Genomic DNA, 20,473 nt, shown 5'->3' on the forward strand with positions numbered 1-20,473 from the left:
TCAGAGCCCTTCTGCACGCAGAAGGGATCTGACCCCTTGTCGCCTGGGGTCGGATCCCTCTGCGAAGCAGAGGGCTCTGACCCCATTCCCCATCATCGTCAAAACGGCATGAAACTTGCCCCCGATCGCCGTCGCAGAACCGCTGTGTGCCCTTTCACCACGCGCTGCAATCTGAGCAATGGGTCACGGCCGGCCGTGTCTCACTTGTCCTAGCCTTGGCCTGCGAAACCGCCGGGGAGGCGGTTGCCGGGGAACTCGGATGGCGCGCGTACTGGTGGTGGGAACCGATATCCAGGGCGAACAAGCGCTGCTGCAGCGCTTGCGGGTGGCGTCGGCGCTGCCTGCCGGGCAGATCCGCCGCAGCCAGGATCTGGATGACTGCGATCTGCTGGTGATCCGCGATACGCCGGCGCTGCGCAACGCGGCGCTGCGCATGCGCCAGCAGCGGCCCCGCCTGCAATGCTGGATCGAAAGCACGGGTGGGCAGCTGCGCCGCGGCGATGGTGGCCAGGATGTACTGGATGACGGCGCCATCGGCCATGCCCTGCGCGGCATGCAGCGTGCAGTCGAACCCACGCCGGTGCGCCTGGCCGACGGTGCCCATGCCATCACCCGCCTGCTGCGCGAGCGACTGCCGCTGCGCCAGGGCCAGGCACTGCTGGGGTTGGGCGGGGAACCGGTGCTGCTGATGGATATCGAACAGGACCAGGCCGTGCTGCTGCGCGAGCCGCCTGCGGTGCTGGTGGAACAGTTGGCCCACGGCTTCGAGCAGTTGCATCTGGATGCGTTGACCGGCGCGCAGCTGCAGGCCCTGGCCGGCACCCGCGCGCGGCAACCGCTGCGCCCGCTGCTCTGGCAATGGGCGCAGCGCAGCCCGCATTGGCAGGCGCTGGATGAACGCCTGCGCGTCACCACGGTGAAACTGCTGCGCTGGCCGGACTTCCGCGTGCTGGGCCACGACCACGACGCCTTCCGTCTGTGCTCGCTGCTGCTCAAGCGCGCCAGCACGGTGGAAGAGTGCGCGATGCTGCTGGATCTTCCTGCTACTGCGGTGCGTGACTTCGTGCATGCCGCCTATCTGTGCGGCTATGCGCAGTTGCAGCCGGCCGCTGCCACCGCGCCGCTGGCCCCGCGCACCGCGGCAGGCGACACCGGTCTGTTGGCACGCCTGTGGCGCAGCCTGCGCGGGAACGAGCGCCATGCGTGAGCACAAGGTCGTTGTGCTGGGCGGTATGGGCAGCGGCAAGTCGACACTGGTGCGCAGCATCGCTGCCGGTGCCGTGGTCGACACCGACGTCGCCAACAGTGATCGCACGGGGGCAGACAAAGCATCCACCACGGTCGCGCTGGATTACGCCGATATCGACCTGCCCAATGGCGAGCGCCTGCGCCTGTACGGCACGCCCGGCCAGCAGCGCTTCGACTTCCTGTGGCCGATCCTGCTGCAGGGCGCACGCGGCGCGGTGCTGCTGATCGATGCCCGCCGTGCGGGTGTGGCGGCCGAACTCGATACCTACCTGCAGGCGCTGCAGCCCTTCGCGGGCACGCTGGCGCTGGTGGTGGCGGTCACCCATCTGGACCAGGCGCCGACGGCGGTGCTGGACGCCTGGAGTGAACATGCCGTGCTGGACGGACAGCCATTGCCGCTGCTGCCGTTGGATGCGCGCGACCGCGAGCAGGGACTGATGCTGATGGATCTGTTGATGAGTGAAATGGAAGCCCATGCCCTGGTGGCCGCGCATGGCTGACGGACAGCCGGCGCTGCTGCCGGACGAACGACAACGTGCACGCCTGCAACCGCTGTTGCACGACCTGCGCCAACGCGTGGAAGGCGTGCGGGCGGTGGTGCTGGGCAGCGTGGATGGTTTTGCCGTGGTCAGCGCCGGTGCCGAAGGGCGTGGCGAACGCCTGGCGGCGATGACCAGCGCGATGCTGGCGCTGGCCGGTGCGGTGGGTCGCGAACTGGCACTGGGTGAGCTGCAGACGCTGATGCTGGAGGCGGCAGGCGGCAAGGTGCTGATGCTGGCGATCACCGCCGAAGGACGCGCGCCGCTGCTGCTGATGGCGGCGTGCGACCAGCGCAGCGTGATCGGCCAGGTGCTGTGGCAGAGCAGGGAATGTGGCCGGGCGATCCTGGCCGAACTCGGCGGACCGTGAGCCCGGCCGCAGGGGAACGAGGGGCTCGAACCTACATCGAAAAGGGGTGCGCACGTGGCTGGACTGACTGAATCGCTGAATGCATTGATGGGGATCGACGGCGCACAGGCCGTGGCACTGGTCGATTACGAGAGCGGCATGCTGCTGGGCGAGGCCGGCACCGGCATGGACATGGAGGTGGCGGCCGCCGGCAACACCGAAGTGATCCGCGCCAAGATGAAGACCGCTGCCTCGCTGAATCTCAATGACAGCATCGAGGACATCCTGATCTCGCTGGGCAAGGCGTACCACATCATGCGTCCGGTGGCGAAGAAGAAAGGCCTGTTCTTCTACATCGTGCTGGACCGGACCAAGAGCAACCTGGCACTGGCCCGGCGCAAGGTGCAGGACGTGGAAACCGAACTGGCGATCTGACCGCCAGCTTTCGTAGAGTCGAGCTTGCTCGACTGGTTTGCTCTGGCCCTTCGTAGAGTCGAGCTTGCTCGACTGCTCTTGCCCAAAGCAGTCGAGCAAGCTCGACTCTACGGAAAAGCAGCCGCCGCGCTCGACTCTACACAACCCACCCCACGCCGGCGTATGGTGGGCCCATGGCCGCCCTCGACCTTCCGCCGGAACTGCCCCTGCGCCTCGCCCAGGCCATCGCCGCCGGTTTCGAGGATTACCACGCACGCTTCGCCGCCATCACCGCGCGTGCGCGCAGCCGCTTCGAGCAACGCGATTGGACCGGTGCGCGCCAGGACGCAGTGGAGCGCATCGCCCTGTACGACCTGTGCATCGCCGCGTGCATGGACTCGCTGCGGCGGCTGGCCGGCGACAGCATCGGCGAGCGCGCGCTGTGGCTGCAGGTGCACGCACATTTCAGCGCACGGCTGCAGGGGCTGATCGACGCCGAGCTGTTCAAGACGTTCTACAACACGCTGTCGCGGCGCCTGTTCGCCACCCGTGGCGTGGACCCGGCCGTGGAGTTCATTGCCTTCGATGTCGAGCCGTCCGATGCGATCACCCACCCGGTGGCCCGGCACACCTACGCGGTGTCAGCCACGCGTCCGGTGGAAGCCCTGCAACGGGTGCTGGCCGACTATCGCTTCGACGTGCCGTATGCCCACCAGCTGCGCTGCGCCGCCGCCATTGCGGTGCGCCTGCAGGACGACCTGGCCCATTGGGGCGATACCCCGGTGCGCAGCATCGAACTGCTCGATACGGTCTTCTACCGCGAGCGCCGCGCCTATCTGGTCGGTCGCGTGTTTGGCGAACATCGCTTCTCGCCCTGCGTGATCGCACTGGTGAACGACGCGGGCGGCCTGCGTGCCGACGCGGTGCTGACCCGCCGCCGCGATGTGGCGCATCTGTTCGGTGTGTCGCGCAGCTACTTCCAGGCAGACCTGGCCACCGTGGGCGATGCGGTGGTGTTCCTGCGCAGTCTGCTGCCGGGCAAGCCCATCGATGAGCTGTACACCGTGCTGGGCCGTGCCAAACAGGGCAAGACCGAGCGCTACCGGACCTTCTTCCGCCACTTCACTGAACACGGCAATGAACAGCTGGTACACGCCGAGGGCACGCCGGGCATGGTCATGGCGGTGTTCACCCTGCCCAGCTACCCGCTGGTGTTCAAACTGATCCGCGACCGCTTCGCCTGGCCCAAGGCGATGTCGCGGCAGCAGGTGGAAGAGAAGTACGCGCTGGTGTTCAACCTGGACCGCGTGGGTCGCCTGTTGGACGCGCAGCCCTATCGCCATCTGCGCTTTCCGCGGGCGCGGTTTGCCCCTGCGCTGCTGGACGAGCTGCTGCAGCAGTGCGCGCAGAGCGTGCGCGCAGATGGCGATGAGATCGAGATCGCGCTGTGCTACGTGCAGCGTCGGTTCCGTCCGTTGAATCTGTACCTGCGCGAACAGAGCGGGGACGCCGTGCGCGCAGCGGTGCTGGATTACGCGCAGGCGATCACCGACATGGCCCGCAACAACATCTTCCCGGGCGACATGCTGCCGAAGAACTTCGGTGTATCGCGGCATGGGCGCGCGGTGTTCTACGACTACGACGAGCTGTGCCTGGTCAGCGAATGCGTGTTCCGCGCCTGGCCGCAGCCACGTTCACCGGAAGAGGCGATGGCCGACGAGCCCTGGTTCCATGTCGGGCCGCGTGACGTTTTTCCCGAGCGTTTCGGCCCGTTCATGGGGTTGCCGGCGCAGGAGCTGGCCGCGGTGCGCGAGCACTACCGGCATCTGTTCGATCCCGCGTGGTGGCAAGGGCTGCAGGCCCGTTTCGCCGCCGGCGACTACCCGGATACACCGCCGTATGCAGGCGCGCACCGGCTGGCCTGAACCTTGGAGTGGCGGTAGGCGATGGGGTAGGCTGTTGGCCTCATGCACAAGGAGTGGCAGTGATGCGTTCATCTCTTTTCCTGGCCCTGGCGCTGGCCCTTGGCGGCGGTGCGGCCAGCATCGATACCGCCGAAGCGCAGAACGCGCGGCAGGTACGCAAGCAGGCCGAAGCCAGCATGACGCTCAGTGGCGTCATCGACATCGGACGCGAAGGCCAGGTCGAAGGCTTCCAGCTGGATCATCGTGAAAAGGTCGCCGTTGACGTGGCGGCGATGGTGGATGGCGCCGTGAAGTCGTGGCGCTTCGAGCCGGGTCAGGTCGATGGCAAGCCCGTGGCTGCGCGCACCTATGTCCAGCTGCGCCTGCTGGCCTCCAACCTGGCCGACGGCACGATGCAGGTGCGGCTGGCGGACGCGCATTTCGGCAAGTCGCCCGATGCCCCCGCGAAGGACACCAACGATGTCACCGCGGTGCGGATGCGGGCGCCGGCGTTTCCTGCCACTGCTGCGGCGATCCGTGGCCAGGGCCAGGTGATGCTGCTGCTCAGGGTGGGGCGCGATGGCAAGGTTGCCGACGTGATCGCCGAGCAGACCAACCTGACCGTGGTTGCACCCGAACGCACCATGCAGATGCTGCGTGACGCGTTCGCCAAGACGAGCGTCAGCGCGGCCCGTGGCTGGATCTTCAACCCGCCGACCACCGGCGAGGACAAGGACCGCGAGTTCTGGACCCTGCGGGTGCCGGTCAACTACACGTTCGAACCCAGGGAAACGCGTTACGGCCGCTGGTCAGCCTATATCCCCGGTCCGCGCCAGAAGGCGCCGTGGAAGACCGGCGAAGACGAGAAAGCCACCGGCACCGACCTGCTGCCCGAAGGCGGCGTCTACATGGTCGGCCGCAATGACGGCCCGCGCCTGTTGACCCCGCTGGGCTGAGGCGACGGCGGGCGCGCCCGCACGCTCAGTCCGCGTGCGGGTACACCACCACCCGGTTGCGGCCCTGTTCCTTGGCCAGGTACAGGGCCTTGTCGGCCAGCCGCAGCGCCTGTTCCACATCGGCGTGGAAGCTGGGGAAATGGGCCACGCCCAGCGAGACGGTGATGGTGCCGACCGGTGCGAACGGCTCGTCGGCGATGTGCCGGCGCAGGCGTTCGGCGGCATGGCTGGCCGCGTCGGTGCCAATGCCGGGCAGCAACAGCAGGAACTCTTCGCCGCCGGCACGGCACAGCACGTCGGTGTCGCGCGAATGGCGGCGCATCTGTTCGGCGATATGCACGATGGCTGCATCGCCCACATCGTGGCCATGGGTATCGTTGATCGACTTGAAGCGGTCGATGTCCAGCGCCACGATCGCAAACGGCGCGCCCTGCGCCTGCAGCACTTCCAGCGCATGCTGCAGGCCGCGGCGGTTCAGCAGCCCGGTCAGCGGGTCGGTGCGGCTGGCGCGGTTCAGCGAACCGATGCGGTCCTGCAGGGCGTTGAAGCTGTACAGCACCGCCTGCTTCAACTGCGCCACTTCGAAGTACCAGGCACGGATGCCGGTCACGTGGTTGATCGCGTTGCCGGTGTCCTCGCCTTCCTGCACGTTGCGCGCCAGCTGCCACAAGGGCATCGAGATGCGCCGCGCGAACCACCAGGTGATCAGCAGCGACAACACGCCCAGCGGAATGGCGTTCCAGATGACCGAGGTCATCAGGCGCGACAGCGGCTGCAGCGTTGCTTCGGTGGGGCGCTGGGCGATGATGCCCCAACCGGTGGCGGGTACCGGCGCATAGCCGGACAGCTGGGCCACGCCATGGTTGTTGACCAGCTGCTGGCTGCCGGAACGACCGCGCATCACCGCCTTCACCGCTGGGTTGTCCAGCGCGTAGGTGCCCACTTCCTTCGGATCGTTGTGGTAGATGATGCGGCCGTTGTGGTCGACCACGTACAGGTACGAGCCATCGCGGTAATAGTGCTTGCCCAGCAGCGTGTGCAGGGCGCTGCGCTGGCGCAGGTACAGGGTGCCACTGACATAGCCCAGGTAGGTGCCCTGGCGATCGAAGACGGGGTGCGACAGCGAGATCAGGAGCTTGCCGGTGGCCGACTGGTAGGGATCGCTGATCAGCGGCTGGCGCCGTGCCAGGGCCATCTGGCTGCCCACGCTCTTCAACACTTCGCCCTGCAGCTGCAGGGTCTGTGGCGAGGTGGCGATGACCCGGCCATCCACGTTCACCACCAGCGAAGAGTTGAAGCTGCTGGACTGCAGCTGCAGGCGGCTGGCCTCGCGCTGCGCCTGCTCCGGCTCCAGGCCGGTTTCACCCAGCCGCGTTGCCGCGTAGGCCAGCTGCTGCTGTGCGGACAACAGGAAGGTCTGGGTCGTCTCGGCCAGCTTGCTGGTGTAGACGCGGTTGGCTTCCAGGGTATTGCCCACCAGTTGGTCGCGCTGCACGCGGTAGCTGGCCAGCAGCGTATTGGCCAATGCAATGAGCGTACTCAGCAGGGCCAGCGCAAGAATCAGCTTGCCCAGGTTCAGGCGGTTGGAGATCGGTGGCATGGGGCAGCGGCGCGCGGCGCGAACAGTCGCTGCCGGCGCGAAGGGTGGGGGAATCGCCATTATGGCCATATTCGCCGGCGGCGGGGTTAAACCCTGGCCGCCGCGCGGTCCCTGCCAGGTCGGGTGCTGCCGACAATTGCAACTTGTTGCATGGCCATGCGCGAGCTCGGGCTTGCAGGATCACCGTTTTGGATAGGGCTGCCATCATGAGACGCCTGCTGAGCGCAATGCGGGTCCTGCCCTGCGCGACCCATCGTTCCCACTTCATCGAACCGCATGTTGCCTGGTTGCGGGAGCAGTTGCGGGCGGGCCGTTTTGCCGCTGTCGACGTGCGGCTGTCCGGCCTGGGCGAAGACATGTACGAGCACCTGATATGGCGGGCATGCCGTGAGCGGGAGATGCCGCGCTGGCTGGCTGCGTGGGCGGCGGCGCGCCCGGCATCGCGGCATCCGCCGCTGATCTCGGCGTACACGGATATCTGCGACGCTTGGGCGGTCCGTGGAGAAACCTATGTCAGCGCCATCCCGCTCCTGCGCAGGCGACGCTATCCCAAAATCATGGCCAAGGCCTATGCGAAGTTCCAGCAGATCATCGATCAGCACCCCGGCTGCCCGATGGCGCTGGCGGGTCTGATCCATTGCGATGTGGTGATCGGCATCGGTGAAGGACAGCGCGATGCCTGGTTGAATGAAACCCTCGCTGGGGGGCATTTCCATGGGCCGGCCATCCGCCAGTATGCCCGCGGCACATGGCCCCGGTGGGGTGGGCAGGACGATCAGCACATCCACTTCGCCAACTGGGTGCTGGAACATGCACCAGCGGGCAGCAGTGCCCATGTGGTGGCAGCAGATGCGGTGCTGGATGATGCATTCACCCTCTCAGAGGAACTGTTCACCCCCCGACGGGTGGTCGGGCATCTGGCGGATCAGGCGACCGCGGCCTGGATTCGACGCGCAATCCTGCGCTGGGCAGATGCAACGCCGGCCACGCTTGCATCGCGACTGGCAGAGATCGGGCGCGACCGCCGTGACGACTACACGTTCGTGTGCCTGGAAAAGTTCGCGCTGGCCGCGTACTTCGCTGGCGCCAATGAAGAAGCACGGATGCTGCTCTCGGTACTGGGTGCTCAACTGCAGTGCGATGACTGGGAGAACTTCGTCGCGACCCTGCCGATACTGTTGCATGCCCTGAGTTCCCCCCGGCGTCGTGCTCGACGCGTGCATGACCGGGTCTGTCGTGATCTGGGCCTGGATCCCGCGGCGCTGTCCACAGCGTGACGAGGGTCATTCATCCGTCGTCTGTTGCGTTCTACACTACGCAGCCGCGCGCCAGGCCGGCACGCAACGACGATAGGGATATCCATGCGCCGCTTGTTGCAAAGCGTCCGGCTGCAGCCGTACGCCACCACCGTCAATGTCAGGCTTGTCAGCGAAGCGCAGCACCTGCTGCAGCAGGTGCGCGACGGCGCCTACGCAGCGGCCTCGGCCAGCATGGCCGCGGTGCATGAAGGCGACCAGGTGAACTTCTATGCCTGTCTGGGCGAACAGAAGAGCGCCATGGCGATTGCCGCGCAGTGGCTCGCCGCCGAACCCGACTCCGCCGATGCAACGCTGCTGATGGCCTTCGCCGAACTGGGGGAAGCGTGGCGCGTACGCGGCGAGGATTACTACGACGACATTCCCGCGGCGCGCAGGCGCGCGTTTCCGCTGAAGTTCCAGGCCGCGCAGACGCGGTTCAAGGCACTGGCCGCGCGCACCGATGCACCGGCGCTGGCGTTCTACGGGCTGCTGCATTGCGATGTGGTGTGTGGCATCGAACGTGATGCGCGTAGCGATCGCTTCGCACAGGTGATGGCGATGGCTCCCTTCCACGCGCCGTCGGTGCATATGCTGGCCAAGGCCAGCATGGGCAAGTGGGACGGCAGCGACGAGGAAATGTGGGCCTACCTGCGCTGGGTCAGCGCGCATGCACCGCGTGGCCGCGATGCGCATACCGTCATCGCCTGGCACGTGGTGGAATGGGCCGAAACGTGGGTGGATGAGTGCAGTGCGCCGCTGGAGATCGTCGGCGTGGTGCGCGCGGGCAATGTGCCCGGGCTGGCCGATCTGGTGCGCAAGGCACTGCTGGACTGGCTGGATGTGCAGCCGGACGGGCTGGAGCGCGCGCTGGCCGGGCGCACGTCGCTGCGCGAACGCCGCCACCTGAGCCAGTTCGCGCTGGCGCTGTACTTCAGCGGTGCGTGGGAGGAAGCGCGTGTGGTGATGAAGGCGCAGGGCGGGCAGGTTCCGGTGGAGCCGTGGTGCTACCTGGCCTACCGCGGCAGCAGCATGCTCAGTGAAATGCTGGGTGGCACGTTGCGCTGTGCCGGCCTGGCCCACGACCGCATCTGCCGCGACCTGGGCCTGGACCCGCGCGAGGTCTGCGCGTAGACGCATGCCGCCGGGCATGGCCCGGCGCTGCCAGTAGATCCACGCCATGCGTGGATGCGCAAAGGCACGCCAGTAGATCCACGCCATGCGTGGATGGGGGCCCTCCCGGATGCAAAAAAAAGCCCCGCACTGCGGGGCTTTCTCTTAGCGCTTCATGGAACCGAAGAACTCGTCGTTGGACTTGGTGTTCTTCATCTTGTCCAGCAGGAATTCCATCGCGGCCATTTCATCCATCGGATGCAGCAGCTTGCGCAGGATCCAGATCTTCTGCAGCAGTTCCGGTTCGATCAGCAGGTCTTCGCGGCGGGTGCCCGAACGGTTGATGTCGATGGCCGGGAACACGCGCTTTTCAGCGATGCGGCGGCTCAGGTGCACTTCGCTGTTGCCGGTGCCCTTGAACTCTTCGTAGATCACCTCGTCCATCTTCGAGCCGGTGTCGACCAGCGCGGTGGCGATGATGGTCAGGCTGCCGCCTTCTTCCACGTTGCGTGCGGCACCGAAGAAGCGCTTCGGGCGGTGCAGGGCGTTGGCGTCCACACCACCGGTCAGTACCTTGCCCGAGCTCGGCACTACGTTGTTGTAGGCGCGCGCCAGGCGGGTGATCGAATCCAGCAGGATCACCACGTCCTTCTTGTGTTCGACCAGACGCTTGGCGCGCTCGATCACCATTTCCGCCACCTGCACGTGGCGCGCGGCCGGTTCGTCGAAGGTCGAGCTGATGACCTCGCCGCGCACGGTGCGCTGCATTTCGGTCACTTCTTCCGGGCGCTCGTCGATCAGCAGCACGATCAGGTGCACGTCCGGATGATTGGTGGTGATGGCCGTGGCCACCTGCTGCATCATCATCGTCTTACCAGCCTTCGGCTGCGAAACGATGAGCGAGCGCTGGCCCTTGCCCTGCGGCGCCATCAGGTCGAGGATGCGGCCGGTGATGTCTTCGGACGAACCGTTGCCGCGCTCCAGGGTGAAGCGGCGGCGCGGGAACAGCGGGGTCAGGTTCTCGAACAGCACCTTGTTCTTCGACGCTTCGATCGGCTCACCATTGATGGTGTCGACGATGTTCAGTGCGAAGTAGCGCTCGCCGTCCTTCGGGAAGCGGATGCGGCCGGAGATGTGGTCGCCGGTGCGCAGGTTGAAGCGGCGGATCTGGCTGGGCGAGATGTAGGTGTCGTCCGGGCCGGCCAGGTAGCTGGCCTCGGCGGCGCGCAGGAAGCCGAAACCGTCGGGCAGGATTTCCAGCACGCCGTCGGCGGCGACGCCGTCACCGTGGCGGGTCAGCACCTTCAGCAGGGCGAAGATCACGTCCTGCTTGCGGGCGCGGGCGACGCCTTCGGAGATCTGCAGCTGCTCGGCGATTTCCAGCAGCTTCTGCGCCGGCATGCGCTTGAGGTCGCTCAGCGAATAGACCGGGAAGCCTTCCGGCACGTTGGCGTGCGGGCGCGGCACGAAGGGCTGCTGCTCGCCGCCGTCCTGCGGCATGCCGTCATCGCGGCCACCGCGGTTGCGGTCACGGTCGCGACGGTTGCGGAAGCGGTCGCGGCGGTTGCCCTGGCCCTGCTGGCCGTTCTGGTTGTACGGGTTGTTGTTCTGGCCTTGGTTCTGGCCGCCACCCTGACCACCCTGGTGGTTCTGCTGGCGCGGCTGGCCGGATTCGCGGCCTTCGCCGGCGTCACCGCCGCCGGAGGCGGGGGCTTCAGCGGCGGGCGCGCTCGGCGCGGGGGCGGCTGCGGCCGGTGCCGGCGCTTCGGGCGCGGCTGCCAGCGGCAGGGTCGGCTGCGCGGGGGCAGCGCTGGTTTCGGCGGCTGCCGGAGCGGCGGCCTTGCTCACGCGGGGCTTGCGCACGCGCTTTTCGGCGGGCGCATCGGCGCTGCCGGTTTCGGAAGTGTGATCGGACAAGAGCGTTATTCCTCGCTTGAAGGTGCGAGCGCCCGGCTGGGGCGGCGAACGTTGGGAATGGGTCTGGAAGAAACTGCGTCCAGAGGGTGCGGCACGCGAACGCGGCCGGATATGCCGACACTATCATCGGCCCGCGGCGCCTTGCAAGGGTCACCGGGAATGGCATTCATGCGGGCGCGGGGCGCCCAGCGGCAGCCGCGGTCAGCGGCTGCCGTGGAACAACAGGATCAGGCCAGCGCCTTGTCCAGCAGGCCAGCCAGCTGGGCCTTGCCGACGGCACCGATCTGCTCGCCCACCTTCTCGCCGTCCTTGAACACGACCAGGTAGGGGATGGAGCGCACGTGGTACTTGGCGGCCAGCGCACGGTTGTTGTCCACGTTGACCTTGGCGATCTTGGCGCGGCCCTGGTAGGCGTCGGCCAGCTCGTCCAGCGCCGGGGCGATCATCTTGCACGGGCCACACCACTCGGCCCAGAAATCGACCAGCACCGGTTCCTTGGAATTCAGCACTGCGCTATCGAAGTCGGCATCGCCGACGTGTACAACCTTGTCGCTCATCTTGGTTTCTCGTCTTGGATTGCACCCGGCCAGGCCGGAGGTGGGTGAACTGGGCCATGCCCGGTGGCGCGACCCTCGTCGTTGCCTCGTGGCGGTCCACCACGGTGCGTTCGGCGGGATGCCTGGACGCTCACGGCCGGCAGTGTACCCCTATCGCAGCGCGGGGACAGAGGCTGGCTGGAACCCAGCGTATCGTGACCGTGTCCGACGACGGTATGTGTCGGATTTCACTGTCCTGGCCTGATATGGGGATGCCGCCGTGGCCGCCCAGCCCGCCCCGGTATGGGCGTTCAAGTGCGGTGTGGCTGGGTGAAGAGGGGGTATTCCCGTCCGTCTCTTGGCGCGGTGAGACGGGTGCGGCGGTTTGCCGCCCCGAGTGCGGTAAACTGAGGCATCGTGCGGCGTGCGGACCGGGTGGTCCCAGCCTGCCAACCCGCCGCAGGGGCCGCAGTTTGCGACGGTGCCCCTAGACGATGAAGTGCCAGCCGCCCCATAGGGCCGGCGGCCATACCAAGACGGACTCATGAGCGACAAACCGCTGACCGATTTGACCTTCTCCTCCTTCGAGCTGCACCCGGCCCTGCAGGCGGGCCTTGAAGGAGCCGGATTCACCCGCTGCACCCCCATCCAGGCGCTGACCCTGCCGGTCGCGCTGCCCGGTGGCGACGTTGCCGGCCAGGCCCAGACCGGCACCGGCAAGACGCTGGCCTTCCTGGTCGCTGTCGTAAACCGCCTGCTGACGCGCCCGGCCCTGGCCGACCGCAAGCCGGAAGACCCGCGTGCGCTGATCCTGGCGCCGACCCGCGAACTGGCCATCCAGATCCACAAGGATGCCGTGAAGTTCGGTTCCGACCTGGGCCTGCGTTTCGCCCTGGTCTACGGCGGCGTGGATTACGACAAGCAGCGCGAGCTGCTGCAGCAGGGCGTGGACGTGATCATCGCCACCCCGGGCCGCCTGATCGACTACGTGAAGCAGCACAAGGTGGTGTCGCTGCACGCCTGCGAGATCTGCGTGCTGGACGAAGCCGACCGCATGTTCGATCTGGGCTTCATCAAGGACATCCGCTTCCTGCTGCGCCGCATGCCCGAGCGCACCACCCGGCAGACCCTGCTGTTCAGCGCCACCCTCAGCCACCGCGTGCTGGAGCTGGCCTACGAGCACATGAACGAGCCGCAGAAGCTGGTGGTCGAAGCCGAGACCATCACCGCTGCGCGCGTGCGCCAGCGCATCTACTTCCCGGCCGACGACGAAAAGATCCCGCTGCTGCTGGGCCTGCTGTCGCGCAGCGAAGGCGCGCGCACCATGGTCTTCGTCAACACCAAGGTGTTCGTCGAGCGCGTGGCGCGTTCGCTGGAAAAGGCCGGCTACCGCGTGGGCGTGCTGTCCGGCGACGTGCCGCAGAAGAAGCGTGAGAGCCTGCTCAACCGCTTCCAGAAGGGCCAGCTGGAAATCCTGGTGGCCACCGACGTGGCCGCCCGCGGCCTGCACATCGACGGCATCAAGTACGTCTACAACTACGATCTGCCGTTCGACGCCGAAGATTACGTGCACCGCATCGGCCGTACCGCGCGCCTGGGCGAAGAGGGTGATGCGATCAGCTTCGCCTGCGAGCGCTATGCGATGGGCCTGCCGGACATCGAGGCCTACATCGAGCAGAAGATTCCGTCCGAGCCGGTCACCAAGGAACTGATGACCCCGCTGCCGCGCCCGGAACGTCCGGCCCCGGCCGCTGGCGAGGAAGGCGAGGAGAACGAGAGCGTCGGCCAGATCTTCCGTGAAGCGCGCGAAGCCCGCGCCGCCGAGGAAGAGCGTCGTGGCGGTGGCCGCAGTGGCGGCCGTTCCGGCAGTGGCGGTGGTGGCCGTGGCGGGCGTGATGGCGAGCGCAGCGGCGAGCGCCGTTCGCGTGGCCCGCGCAAGCCGCGCGTGGAAGGCGAGCAGGGCGCGGCTGCGTCGGCTGCCGGTGCCGACGCTGCGGTGGCCCAGGCCCCGCGTCCGCCCCGTCCGCCGCGTGCCGAAGGCGCAGTGGAAGGTGCCGTTGATGGCGAGCACAAGCCGCGCAAGCGTCGTCGTCGTCGCCACGGCCGTCCGGTCGAGGGTGCCGAGGGCGTGCAGAACACCGCCGCCGGCCCGGTCACCCCGGTGCAGGTGGTGGCCAAGCCGGTGCGTACCGCCGCCGATACCGGCGATTCGTTCCTGACCCGCATTGGCCGCAAGATCCGCCGCATGCTGTCGGGCAGCTGATCGGCGCAGCCGATCAGCGGGTAGCGCCGGGCCATGCCCGGCGAGCGCAGCGGCAGCAGCCGATCAGCGGGTAGCGCCGGGCCATGCCCGGCGAGCGCAGCGGCAGATTGAAGTATCCGCCGGGCATGGCCCGGCGCTACCGATCCGCCGCGTTGGTCCTGCATAATCGGGGCATGAGTGTCCTGCGCTTTGACAATGTCAGCAAACAGTACGCCGGTGGCCACGAGGCGCTGATCGATGTCAGCTTCGAAGTGGCTCCCGGCGAAATGCTGTTCGTCACCGGCCATTCCGGCGCCGGCAAGAGCACCCTGCTGCGGCTGATCCATCTGGACGAACGGCCCAGCCGCGGCGCGGTGGTGTTCGACGATCGCAACCTGTTGAAGGTGCGTGGCGGCGATGTGCCGCGCCACCGTCGTGCGGTCGGCGCGGTCTACCAGGACCATCGCCTGCTGATGGACCGGTCGATCGCCGAGAACGTGGCCTTGCCCTTGATCCTGCGCGGAACGCGCCGGGCCGACATTGCCAAGCGCGTGCGCTCGGTGCTGGAACGCATGGGCCTGGGCCACCGCGAGAAGGCGCTGCCGTCGCAGCTGTCTGCCGGTGAGCAACAGCGCGTGGGCATTGCCCGCGCCATCGTCGGCGAGCCCAAGCTGCTGGTGGCCGACGAACCCACCGGCAACCTGGATCCCACCCTGGCGGCCGAGATCATGGCCCTGTTCGCTGAACTGCCTTCGCGCGGCACCAGCGTGCTGGTGGTCAGCCACGACCTGCCGCTGCTGCGCCGCATGCGCAAGCGCGTGTTGATCCTGGACCACGGCCGGCTGGTGGATGACATCTCGCCGCAGGACCTGGCGGAGTAAGGCATGGCCAAGAACGAAAACACCGAAGCGGCCGCGCCGTCGCGGCTGGGCGTCTGGATCCAGCACCATACCCACAGCGTGGTGTTCAGCCTTGGCCGCGCCTGCCGCAAGCCGTGGGCCACGCTGCTGACCGTCATGGTCATGGCGCTGGCACTGGCCCTGCCGCTGGGGCTGTCCATTGCGCTGGACAACCTGAAGCAGTTCGCCGGCAGCGTGCAGCAGTCGCGCGACATCAACGTGTTCCTGAAGGCCGACGTGGATGGCCCCGGCGCGCTGCGCCTGGCCGGTGAACTGCGCGACCGCCCGGACGTGGCCAACGTGGCCGTGCGCACGCCCGAACAGGGCCTGGAGGAGCTGCGCCAGGCCGGCCTGGGCGAGGCGATCGACGCCCTCAACGACAACCCGCTGCCCTCGCTGCTGGTGGTGACCCCGGCGCAGGGCCAGGACGATGCGCGCCTGGCGCGCGCGCTGGAAAGCCTGCCCGGTGCCGATCTGGTGCAGCACGATGCGCTGTGGCGCAAGCGCCTGGACGCCTGGCTGGCATTCGGCGCGCGCCTGGTACAGGTGCTGTCGGCGCTGCTGGGCGCGGGCGCCGCGCTGGTGGTGGGCAATACCGTGCGCCTGGATATCCAGGCCCGCCGCGAGGAAATCGGCGTGCTGCAGCTGCTGGGTGCCAGCGATGGCTTCATCCGCCGACCGTTCCTGTACCTGGGCGCGTGGTACGGCCTGGGTGCCGGCGCCGTGGCGCTCGCCCTGATAGGTGTGGCCGGTGCCGCGTTGCGCGCGCCGCTGGCCGATCTCTCCCGCAGCTATGGCAGCCCGTTCGTGCTGCATGGCCTGGACCTGTTGCACGGCAGCCTGGTGCTGCTGGGCACGCTGCTGCTGGGCTGGTTGGGGGCGTGGCTGGTGACCGGCCACTTCCTGCGCCAGACCCGCCCTACCGACACCTGAGACCGGCATGCAACCGCAAGCGCTGAAGCATCTTGAAGGGCCCGCGACGCGGGTGATGGTGGTCGATGGTTCCAAGCTGGTGCGCAAGCTGATTGCCGACGTGCTGCAGCGCGACCTGCCCGGTGTGGACGTGATCGGCTGCGACAGCATCGAAGAGGCCCAGCAGGTGTTGGCGCAGGGGCCGGTCGATCTGGTCACCACCTCGCTCACCCTGCGTGATGGCGACGGCCTGGACCTGGCCCGCAAGGTGCGCGAGGCCGCCGGCCAGGCCTACGTGCCGGTGATCGTGGTGTCCGGTGACGCGCAGCAGCACCTGGAGCAGCGCCGCTTCACCGAGTTCGTCACCGACTATTTCGACAAGGCGCTGGGCCACGAAGCCCTGGCGACGTTCATTCGTGGCTACGTGCAGCCACAGACCATTCCCGGCGCCACCATCCTCTACATCGAGGACAGCCGCGTGGTGGCCGAAGCCACCAAGCGCATGCTGGAGCGCCAGCAGTTGAACGTGCTGCACGTAGTCAGCGCCGAAGAAGCCTTCACCCTGCTTACCGCCGAATCGCTGGGCCGCAGCCGCCATCGCATCGATCTGGTGCTGACCGACGTGACCCTGAAGGGCGAATTGAGTGGCCGTGACGTGGTGCAGCGCGTGCGCGTGGATTTCGGTTACGGCAAGCGCCGCCTGCCGGTGCTGGTGATGACCGGCGATGGCAACCCGCACAACCAGACCGGCCTGCTGCAGGCCGGCGCCAACGATCTGGTGCTCAAGCCGATCGAAGAACGCCTGCTGGTGACCAAGGTGCTGTTCCAGTTGCGCCTGGCCCGCTTGAACGATGGACCCGTATTGAAATGATCGACGATGTCGTGGAAACCCCGGCGATCCAGCTGGAGCCGAGCTGGAAAGCGCGCGTGGGCGATTATCTGCTGCAGCCGCAGATGCGCGAGCTATCCGCCTTCCTTCGCCAGCGCAATGCCAGTGGCGCGGCGGTGTTCCCGCCCGGCCCGCAGATGTTCGCGGCATTCGATGCCACGCCGTTCGAGCAGGTGAAGGTGGTGGTGCTGGGCCAGGACCCGTACCACGGCCAGGGGCAGGCACACGGGCTCAGTTTCTCGGTGCAGCCCGGCGTGCCGGTGCCGCCTTCGCTGCTGAACATCTACAAAGAGATCGAGGGCGACCTGGGCATTCCCCGGCCCGACCACGGTTGCCTGATGCCGTGGGCACAACGCGGCGTGCTGCTGTTGAACGCCGTGCTGACGGTGGAAGAGGGCAGCGCTGGCGCCCACCAGGGCCGTGGCTGGGAAGGCTTCACCGACCACGTGGTGGACGTGCTCAACCGTGAGCGCGACGGCCTGGTGTTCATGCTGTGGGGCGCCTACGCGCAGAAGAAGGGCAAGGTGATCGACACCGGCCGCCACCGCGTGCTGAAGGCGCCGCATCCTTCGCCGTTGTCGGCGCACCGCGGTTTCCTGGGTTGCCGCCATTTCTCCATGGCCAACGAATACCTGCAACGCCATGGCCAGGCGCCGATCGACTGGTCACTGCCGCCGCGCGCCCGCCTGTAACCCCGGGCGGGCCCGCCGCAGCGTCATACCCCCAGCATTTCGATGATGTCGTGCGCCACCTGGCGCTTGCGCGGTGGCAGGCGCCGCACCAGCGACAGGATGTTGCCCTCCAGGTCGTTGCGCGCGTAATCGGCGCTGGGCGGCGCCGCACCCAGCTCCTCATCATCGGGTTTGCCGCAGCCGCGGCCGGTGGCCAGCCATTCAAAGCGGACCTGGGTCACCACCGCGATCCGGGCCAGATGCGACACGCTGGGATGGGTGCCGCCGCGCCGCTCCCATTGCGCGACCGCACTGCGCTTTACCCCGGTTTCCTGCGCCAGCTGTGTCTGTGAAAGTCCGGCCGCCGTGCGCGCACCGCGGATTCGATCAGCCATCGACAACATCGGTATTCCCCCTTTCCCTGTCCCTAGTTGATGGGTGGTTATCGATACTTACCGGGCAGCGATTCTTTTACGTGCCTGTACAGAATGACTGTCTGCCCTTGCCGCACCTGGGTTTCCCATCGTCTCCTCCCTGGCGACAGTGCTGCTTACTACGGTCTTCACGCCGTCTTGTTTGACCCCCGCGCGCGCAAACGTAATTAATCGCCAAACCGGCCACGCAGCGTCGGAAAACATCAGAAACATCGAAGCCAGTGTGCGTCACATGCCTCATCACCGGCAATGTCCGGGCGGTGTTGGGCGCGTGCAGCCGCGGCGCAGGGAATGGGCGATGGATAAGGCTTCAGTTGTGAAGCGGGTGTCAGCGTTACTCACCAAAGTAAATGTCCTGCTATTTAGTGTGATCCTGTGCACATTAATAATGGCCGTGCCGACGGCTCGCGCCCAGGATGCCTGTACCGCCAATGGCGCCTGTGTTTCCGCCGGGCCGCGCCTGGTGTCGGTGGATTCCACCCAGAGCCCCGTCTTGAATCTGTTGTTCAGCACGCTGCTGCCCGCCACCAGCGTCCAGCTGACCGCGTTGGACTGGAACAACCTGGCCGGCGCCGACATCAATCTCAATGCGCTGCTCACCCAGCTCAACGGCGGGGTGGTGGTCAGCGATCCCAGCCAGGTGCTCAACGCCAACATCACCCTGGCCCAGCTGCAGGCGGCGATGGTGTCGGTGCTGCAGGCCGACGGCAAGACCGCGGCCGCCAGCGCGCTGGGCCTGCTCAGCCCGTCCATCGGTGGGCTGACCGGCAACATCCGCCTGGCCGATCTGCTGCAGGTCAGCCTGCCGCCCGGCTCGCTGGCCACGGTGAACCTGGACGTGCTGGACCTGATCACCGGCGGCGTGCAGCTGTACAACTTCCGCAACGTGGTCACCACGCCCACGCCGATCACCCTGACCACCGCGCAGCTGGGGCCGCTGGGGCTGGGCGGGCTGGCCAATGTGCGCGTGTGGGCGCAGGTGGTGGAACCGCCGGTGTTCAACTGCGGCCCGGTCGGCACCAGCTTCCACAGCGCCGCGATCCGCATCAAGCTGGACTTCGACATCGTGCAGGGCCTGAACGTGGCGCCGCTGATCTCGGCGGTGAACGGACTGAACGTGGGCGGGCTGGTCTCGCTGTCGGGCACCAGCATCAATGCGTCGCTGGTGCATCTGTCGGTGTACGCCGATGTGGCGCGCGCAGAAGGCACCATCAGCGCGGTCAGCCTGGCCAGCAATGCGGTGACCCTGCAGGCGCGGCCGGGCCTGGTGAACGTGTACGTGGGCACGATCAGCGACGCGGTGTTCTTCAACCGCAGCGCGGTGCTCACCCCGGCCAGCGTGACCCCCATCAATGCCACCACGTTGAACGTGACCGTGGCGGTCAGCCTGCTGTCCAGCAGCCTCAAGGTCGCCGACGTGGATGTGCCGTTGACCGTGTCGGTGCGCGCGGTCGCCACGGCCACGCCCGGCCTGCAATCGGTGGTGGTACCCGGTGCATTTCCACAGACACGCACGCTTACCGCAGGCACGGTCAGCGCCAGCACCATGGTCACCTCGTTGATCAATTCGCTGGACGTGACCATCACCAGTGGCACGCCGGTGGTGCGCCTGGTCAATGCGCTGATCACGCTGCCGCTGCCGGTGAACACCATCGTCAACGCGCTGGTATCCACGCTGCTGCCGCCCTTGCGGACCGTGGTGAATGCACTGGTGGGACCGGTGCTGACGACGGTGTTGGGCGGGGTGGTCGACAACCTGCTGGCCCTGCTGGGCATCCGCATCGGCCAGGCGGTGTTCACCGTAGAGAGCATTTCGCAGAGCTGCGCGGCCACCGTGCAGCTGGTGAAGACGCTGGCGCCGACCACCGACACCGGCGTGTTCAACCTGAGCGTGGCACAGGGCGCGACGGTGCTGGCCAGCGTGGCCAACGTCGGCAACAACGGCGCCACCAGCGCCGTGGTCACCACGCCCGGCACGGTCTACACCCTGGCTGAAACCGCCGGCACCGCCACCGTTCTGGCGCGCTACGCCAGCAGTTGGGAGTGCAAGGACCAAGGCGGTACCACCCTCAGCAGCGGCACTGGCCAGAGCTTCAACTTCACCGCGCCCGCATTGGCCGCGCAGCCACTCACCGTGGTCTGCCGCATCACCAACCGCACGCGCCAGGCCGATCTTTCGATCAGCAAGAGCGATGGCAGTGCGACCTACACACCGGGCGGCAGCGCCAGTTACGTGCTCACCGTTAGCAATGCCGGCCCCGATGCGGTGACCGCCGCGCAGGTCAGCGACACGCTGCCGGCAGGCGCCACGCTGAGCGCGCCGTGGACCTGCAGTGCCTCGGCCGGCAGCGCATGCAGTGCCGCCAGTGGCGGTGCGGCCGGCGGCACCAGCGTCAGCCTGGGGGTCAACCTGATCAATGGGGGGCAGGCCACGATCACCGTGCCTGTCAGCTTCAGCGCCGATCCGGGCGCGTACTAGCCGTATCCACCCGGGCCGCTGCGCAGTGCGCGGCCCGGCAGCAACGACGCTCCATGTGACGCGCAGGCGGGGAACG

The 20,473-nt window shown here is 67.4% G+C and carries 18 protein-coding genes; 14 read left to right on the forward strand and 4 right to left on the reverse strand.

Going from position 1 to position 20,473, the window contains the following annotated elements; genetic code table 11:
• Nucleotides 1-259: 259 nt before the first annotated feature.
• From AC06FA_RS00275 to AC06FA_RS00300, 6 genes are all read left to right on the forward strand, one after another.
• The gene (locus AC06FA_RS00275) at nt 260-1,207 is read left to right on the forward strand and encodes a hypothetical protein (protein WP_478066611.1); all 948 of its coding nucleotides are present in this window, start codon (nt 260-262) and stop codon (nt 1,205-1,207) included.
• Entirely contained in the window at nt 1,200-1,748 is a 549-nt protein-coding gene (locus AC06FA_RS00280; protein WP_478066612.1) for a GTP-binding protein, read from the forward strand. The genes AC06FA_RS00275 and AC06FA_RS00280 overlap by 8 nt, the downstream gene beginning before the upstream one ends.
• The gene (locus tag AC06FA_RS00285; protein WP_478066613.1) at nt 1,741-2,157 is read left to right on the forward strand and encodes a roadblock/LC7 domain-containing protein; all 417 of its coding nucleotides are present in this window, start codon (nt 1,741-1,743) and stop codon (nt 2,155-2,157) included. The genes AC06FA_RS00280 and AC06FA_RS00285 overlap by 8 nt, the downstream gene beginning before the upstream one ends.
• Nucleotides 2,158-2,211: 54 nt before the next feature.
• Entirely contained in the window at nt 2,212-2,571 is a 360-nt protein-coding gene (locus AC06FA_RS00290) for a hypothetical protein (RefSeq protein WP_478066614.1), read from the forward strand.
• 173 nt (nt 2,572-2,744) lie between these two features.
• Nucleotides 2,745-4,475 (forward strand): bifunctional isocitrate dehydrogenase kinase/phosphatase, encoded by a 1,731-nt coding sequence (aceK, locus tag AC06FA_RS00295; RefSeq protein WP_478066615.1) that lies wholly within the window; start codon nt 2,745-2,747, stop codon nt 4,473-4,475.
• 62 nt (nt 4,476-4,537) lie between these two features.
• On the forward strand, nt 4,538-5,410 hold the full coding sequence (locus AC06FA_RS00300) for an energy transducer TonB (RefSeq protein WP_478066616.1): 873 nt from the start codon (nt 4,538-4,540) through the stop codon (nt 5,408-5,410).
• 25 nt (nt 5,411-5,435) lie between these two features.
• Here AC06FA_RS00300 and AC06FA_RS00305 read toward each other — a convergent pair whose 3' ends face one another.
• Nucleotides 5,436-7,010: a sensor domain-containing diguanylate cyclase gene (locus tag AC06FA_RS00305; RefSeq protein ID WP_478066617.1), complete on the reverse strand. Its 1,575-nt coding sequence runs from the start codon at nt 7,008-7,010 to the stop codon at nt 5,436-5,438.
• Between the two features lie 206 nt (nt 7,011-7,216).
• On the opposite strand from AC06FA_RS00305, the gene AC06FA_RS00310 reads away from it, so the two are divergent.
• Together AC06FA_RS00310 and AC06FA_RS00315 are read left to right on the forward strand one after the other, a co-directional pair.
• Nucleotides 7,217-8,287 carry a hypothetical protein gene (locus tag AC06FA_RS00310; protein ID WP_478066618.1) on the forward strand — a complete coding sequence of 357 codons (1,071 nt, stop codon included), beginning with the start codon at nt 7,217-7,219 and terminating at the stop codon, nt 8,285-8,287.
• 84 nt (nt 8,288-8,371) lie between these two features.
• Nucleotides 8,372-9,439 carry a hypothetical protein gene (locus AC06FA_RS00315; protein ID WP_478066619.1) on the forward strand — a complete coding sequence of 356 codons (1,068 nt, stop codon included), beginning with the start codon at nt 8,372-8,374 and terminating at the stop codon, nt 9,437-9,439.
• A gap of 144 nt (nt 9,440-9,583) precedes the next feature.
• Here the strand turns inward: AC06FA_RS00315 and rho are convergent, their stop codons facing one another.
• Both rho and trxA read right to left on the reverse strand, forming a co-directional pair.
• A complete protein-coding gene (gene rho / locus AC06FA_RS00320; protein ID WP_108754357.1) occupies nt 9,584-11,335 on the reverse strand; it encodes a transcription termination factor Rho in 1,752 nt (583 codons plus the stop codon).
• A gap of 227 nt (nt 11,336-11,562) precedes the next feature.
• The gene (trxA, locus tag AC06FA_RS00325; RefSeq protein WP_025878607.1) at nt 11,563-11,892 is read right to left on the reverse strand and encodes a thioredoxin; all 330 of its coding nucleotides are present in this window, start codon (nt 11,890-11,892) and stop codon (nt 11,563-11,565) included.
• A 523-nt stretch (nt 11,893-12,415) separates the two neighbouring features.
• Between trxA and rhlB the strand changes: the two genes are divergently transcribed.
• The 5 genes from rhlB (at nt 12,416) to ung (ending at nt 17,505) form a co-directional block, all read left to right on the forward strand.
• The gene (gene rhlB, locus AC06FA_RS00330; protein WP_478066620.1) at nt 12,416-14,134 is read left to right on the forward strand and encodes an ATP-dependent RNA helicase RhlB; all 1,719 of its coding nucleotides are present in this window, start codon (nt 12,416-12,418) and stop codon (nt 14,132-14,134) included.
• Between the two features lie 173 nt (nt 14,135-14,307).
• Entirely contained in the window at nt 14,308-14,994 is a 687-nt protein-coding gene (gene ftsE, locus AC06FA_RS00335) for a cell division ATP-binding protein FtsE (protein ID WP_478066621.1), read from the forward strand.
• A 3-nt stretch (nt 14,995-14,997) separates the two neighbouring features.
• Nucleotides 14,998-15,945 (forward strand): permease-like cell division protein FtsX, encoded by a 948-nt coding sequence (ftsX, locus tag AC06FA_RS00340; RefSeq protein ID WP_478066622.1) that lies wholly within the window; start codon nt 14,998-15,000, stop codon nt 15,943-15,945.
• 7 nt (nt 15,946-15,952) lie between these two features.
• On the forward strand, nt 15,953-16,795 hold the full coding sequence (locus AC06FA_RS00345) for a response regulator (RefSeq protein WP_478066623.1): 843 nt from the start codon (nt 15,953-15,955) through the stop codon (nt 16,793-16,795).
• On the forward strand, nt 16,792-17,505 hold the full coding sequence (gene ung / locus AC06FA_RS00350; RefSeq protein WP_478066624.1) for a uracil-DNA glycosylase: 714 nt from the start codon (nt 16,792-16,794) through the stop codon (nt 17,503-17,505). The genes AC06FA_RS00345 and ung overlap by 4 nt, the downstream gene beginning before the upstream one ends.
• Before the next feature lie 23 nt (nt 17,506-17,528).
• Here ung and AC06FA_RS00355 read toward each other — a convergent pair whose 3' ends face one another.
• Nucleotides 17,529-17,879, reverse strand: coding sequence for a helix-turn-helix domain-containing protein (locus AC06FA_RS00355; protein ID WP_233614767.1), 351 nt, complete (start codon nt 17,877-17,879; stop codon nt 17,529-17,531).
• Nucleotides 17,880-18,411: 532 nt separating this feature from the next.
• On the opposite strand from AC06FA_RS00355, the gene AC06FA_RS00360 reads away from it, so the two are divergent.
• Nucleotides 18,412-20,397: a hypothetical protein gene (locus AC06FA_RS00360; protein WP_478066625.1), complete on the forward strand. Its 1,986-nt coding sequence runs from the start codon at nt 18,412-18,414 to the stop codon at nt 20,395-20,397.
• Nucleotides 20,398-20,473 lie beyond the last annotated feature (76 nt).

This window comes from Stenotrophomonas sp. Steno-C17, from assembly GCF_056393165.1.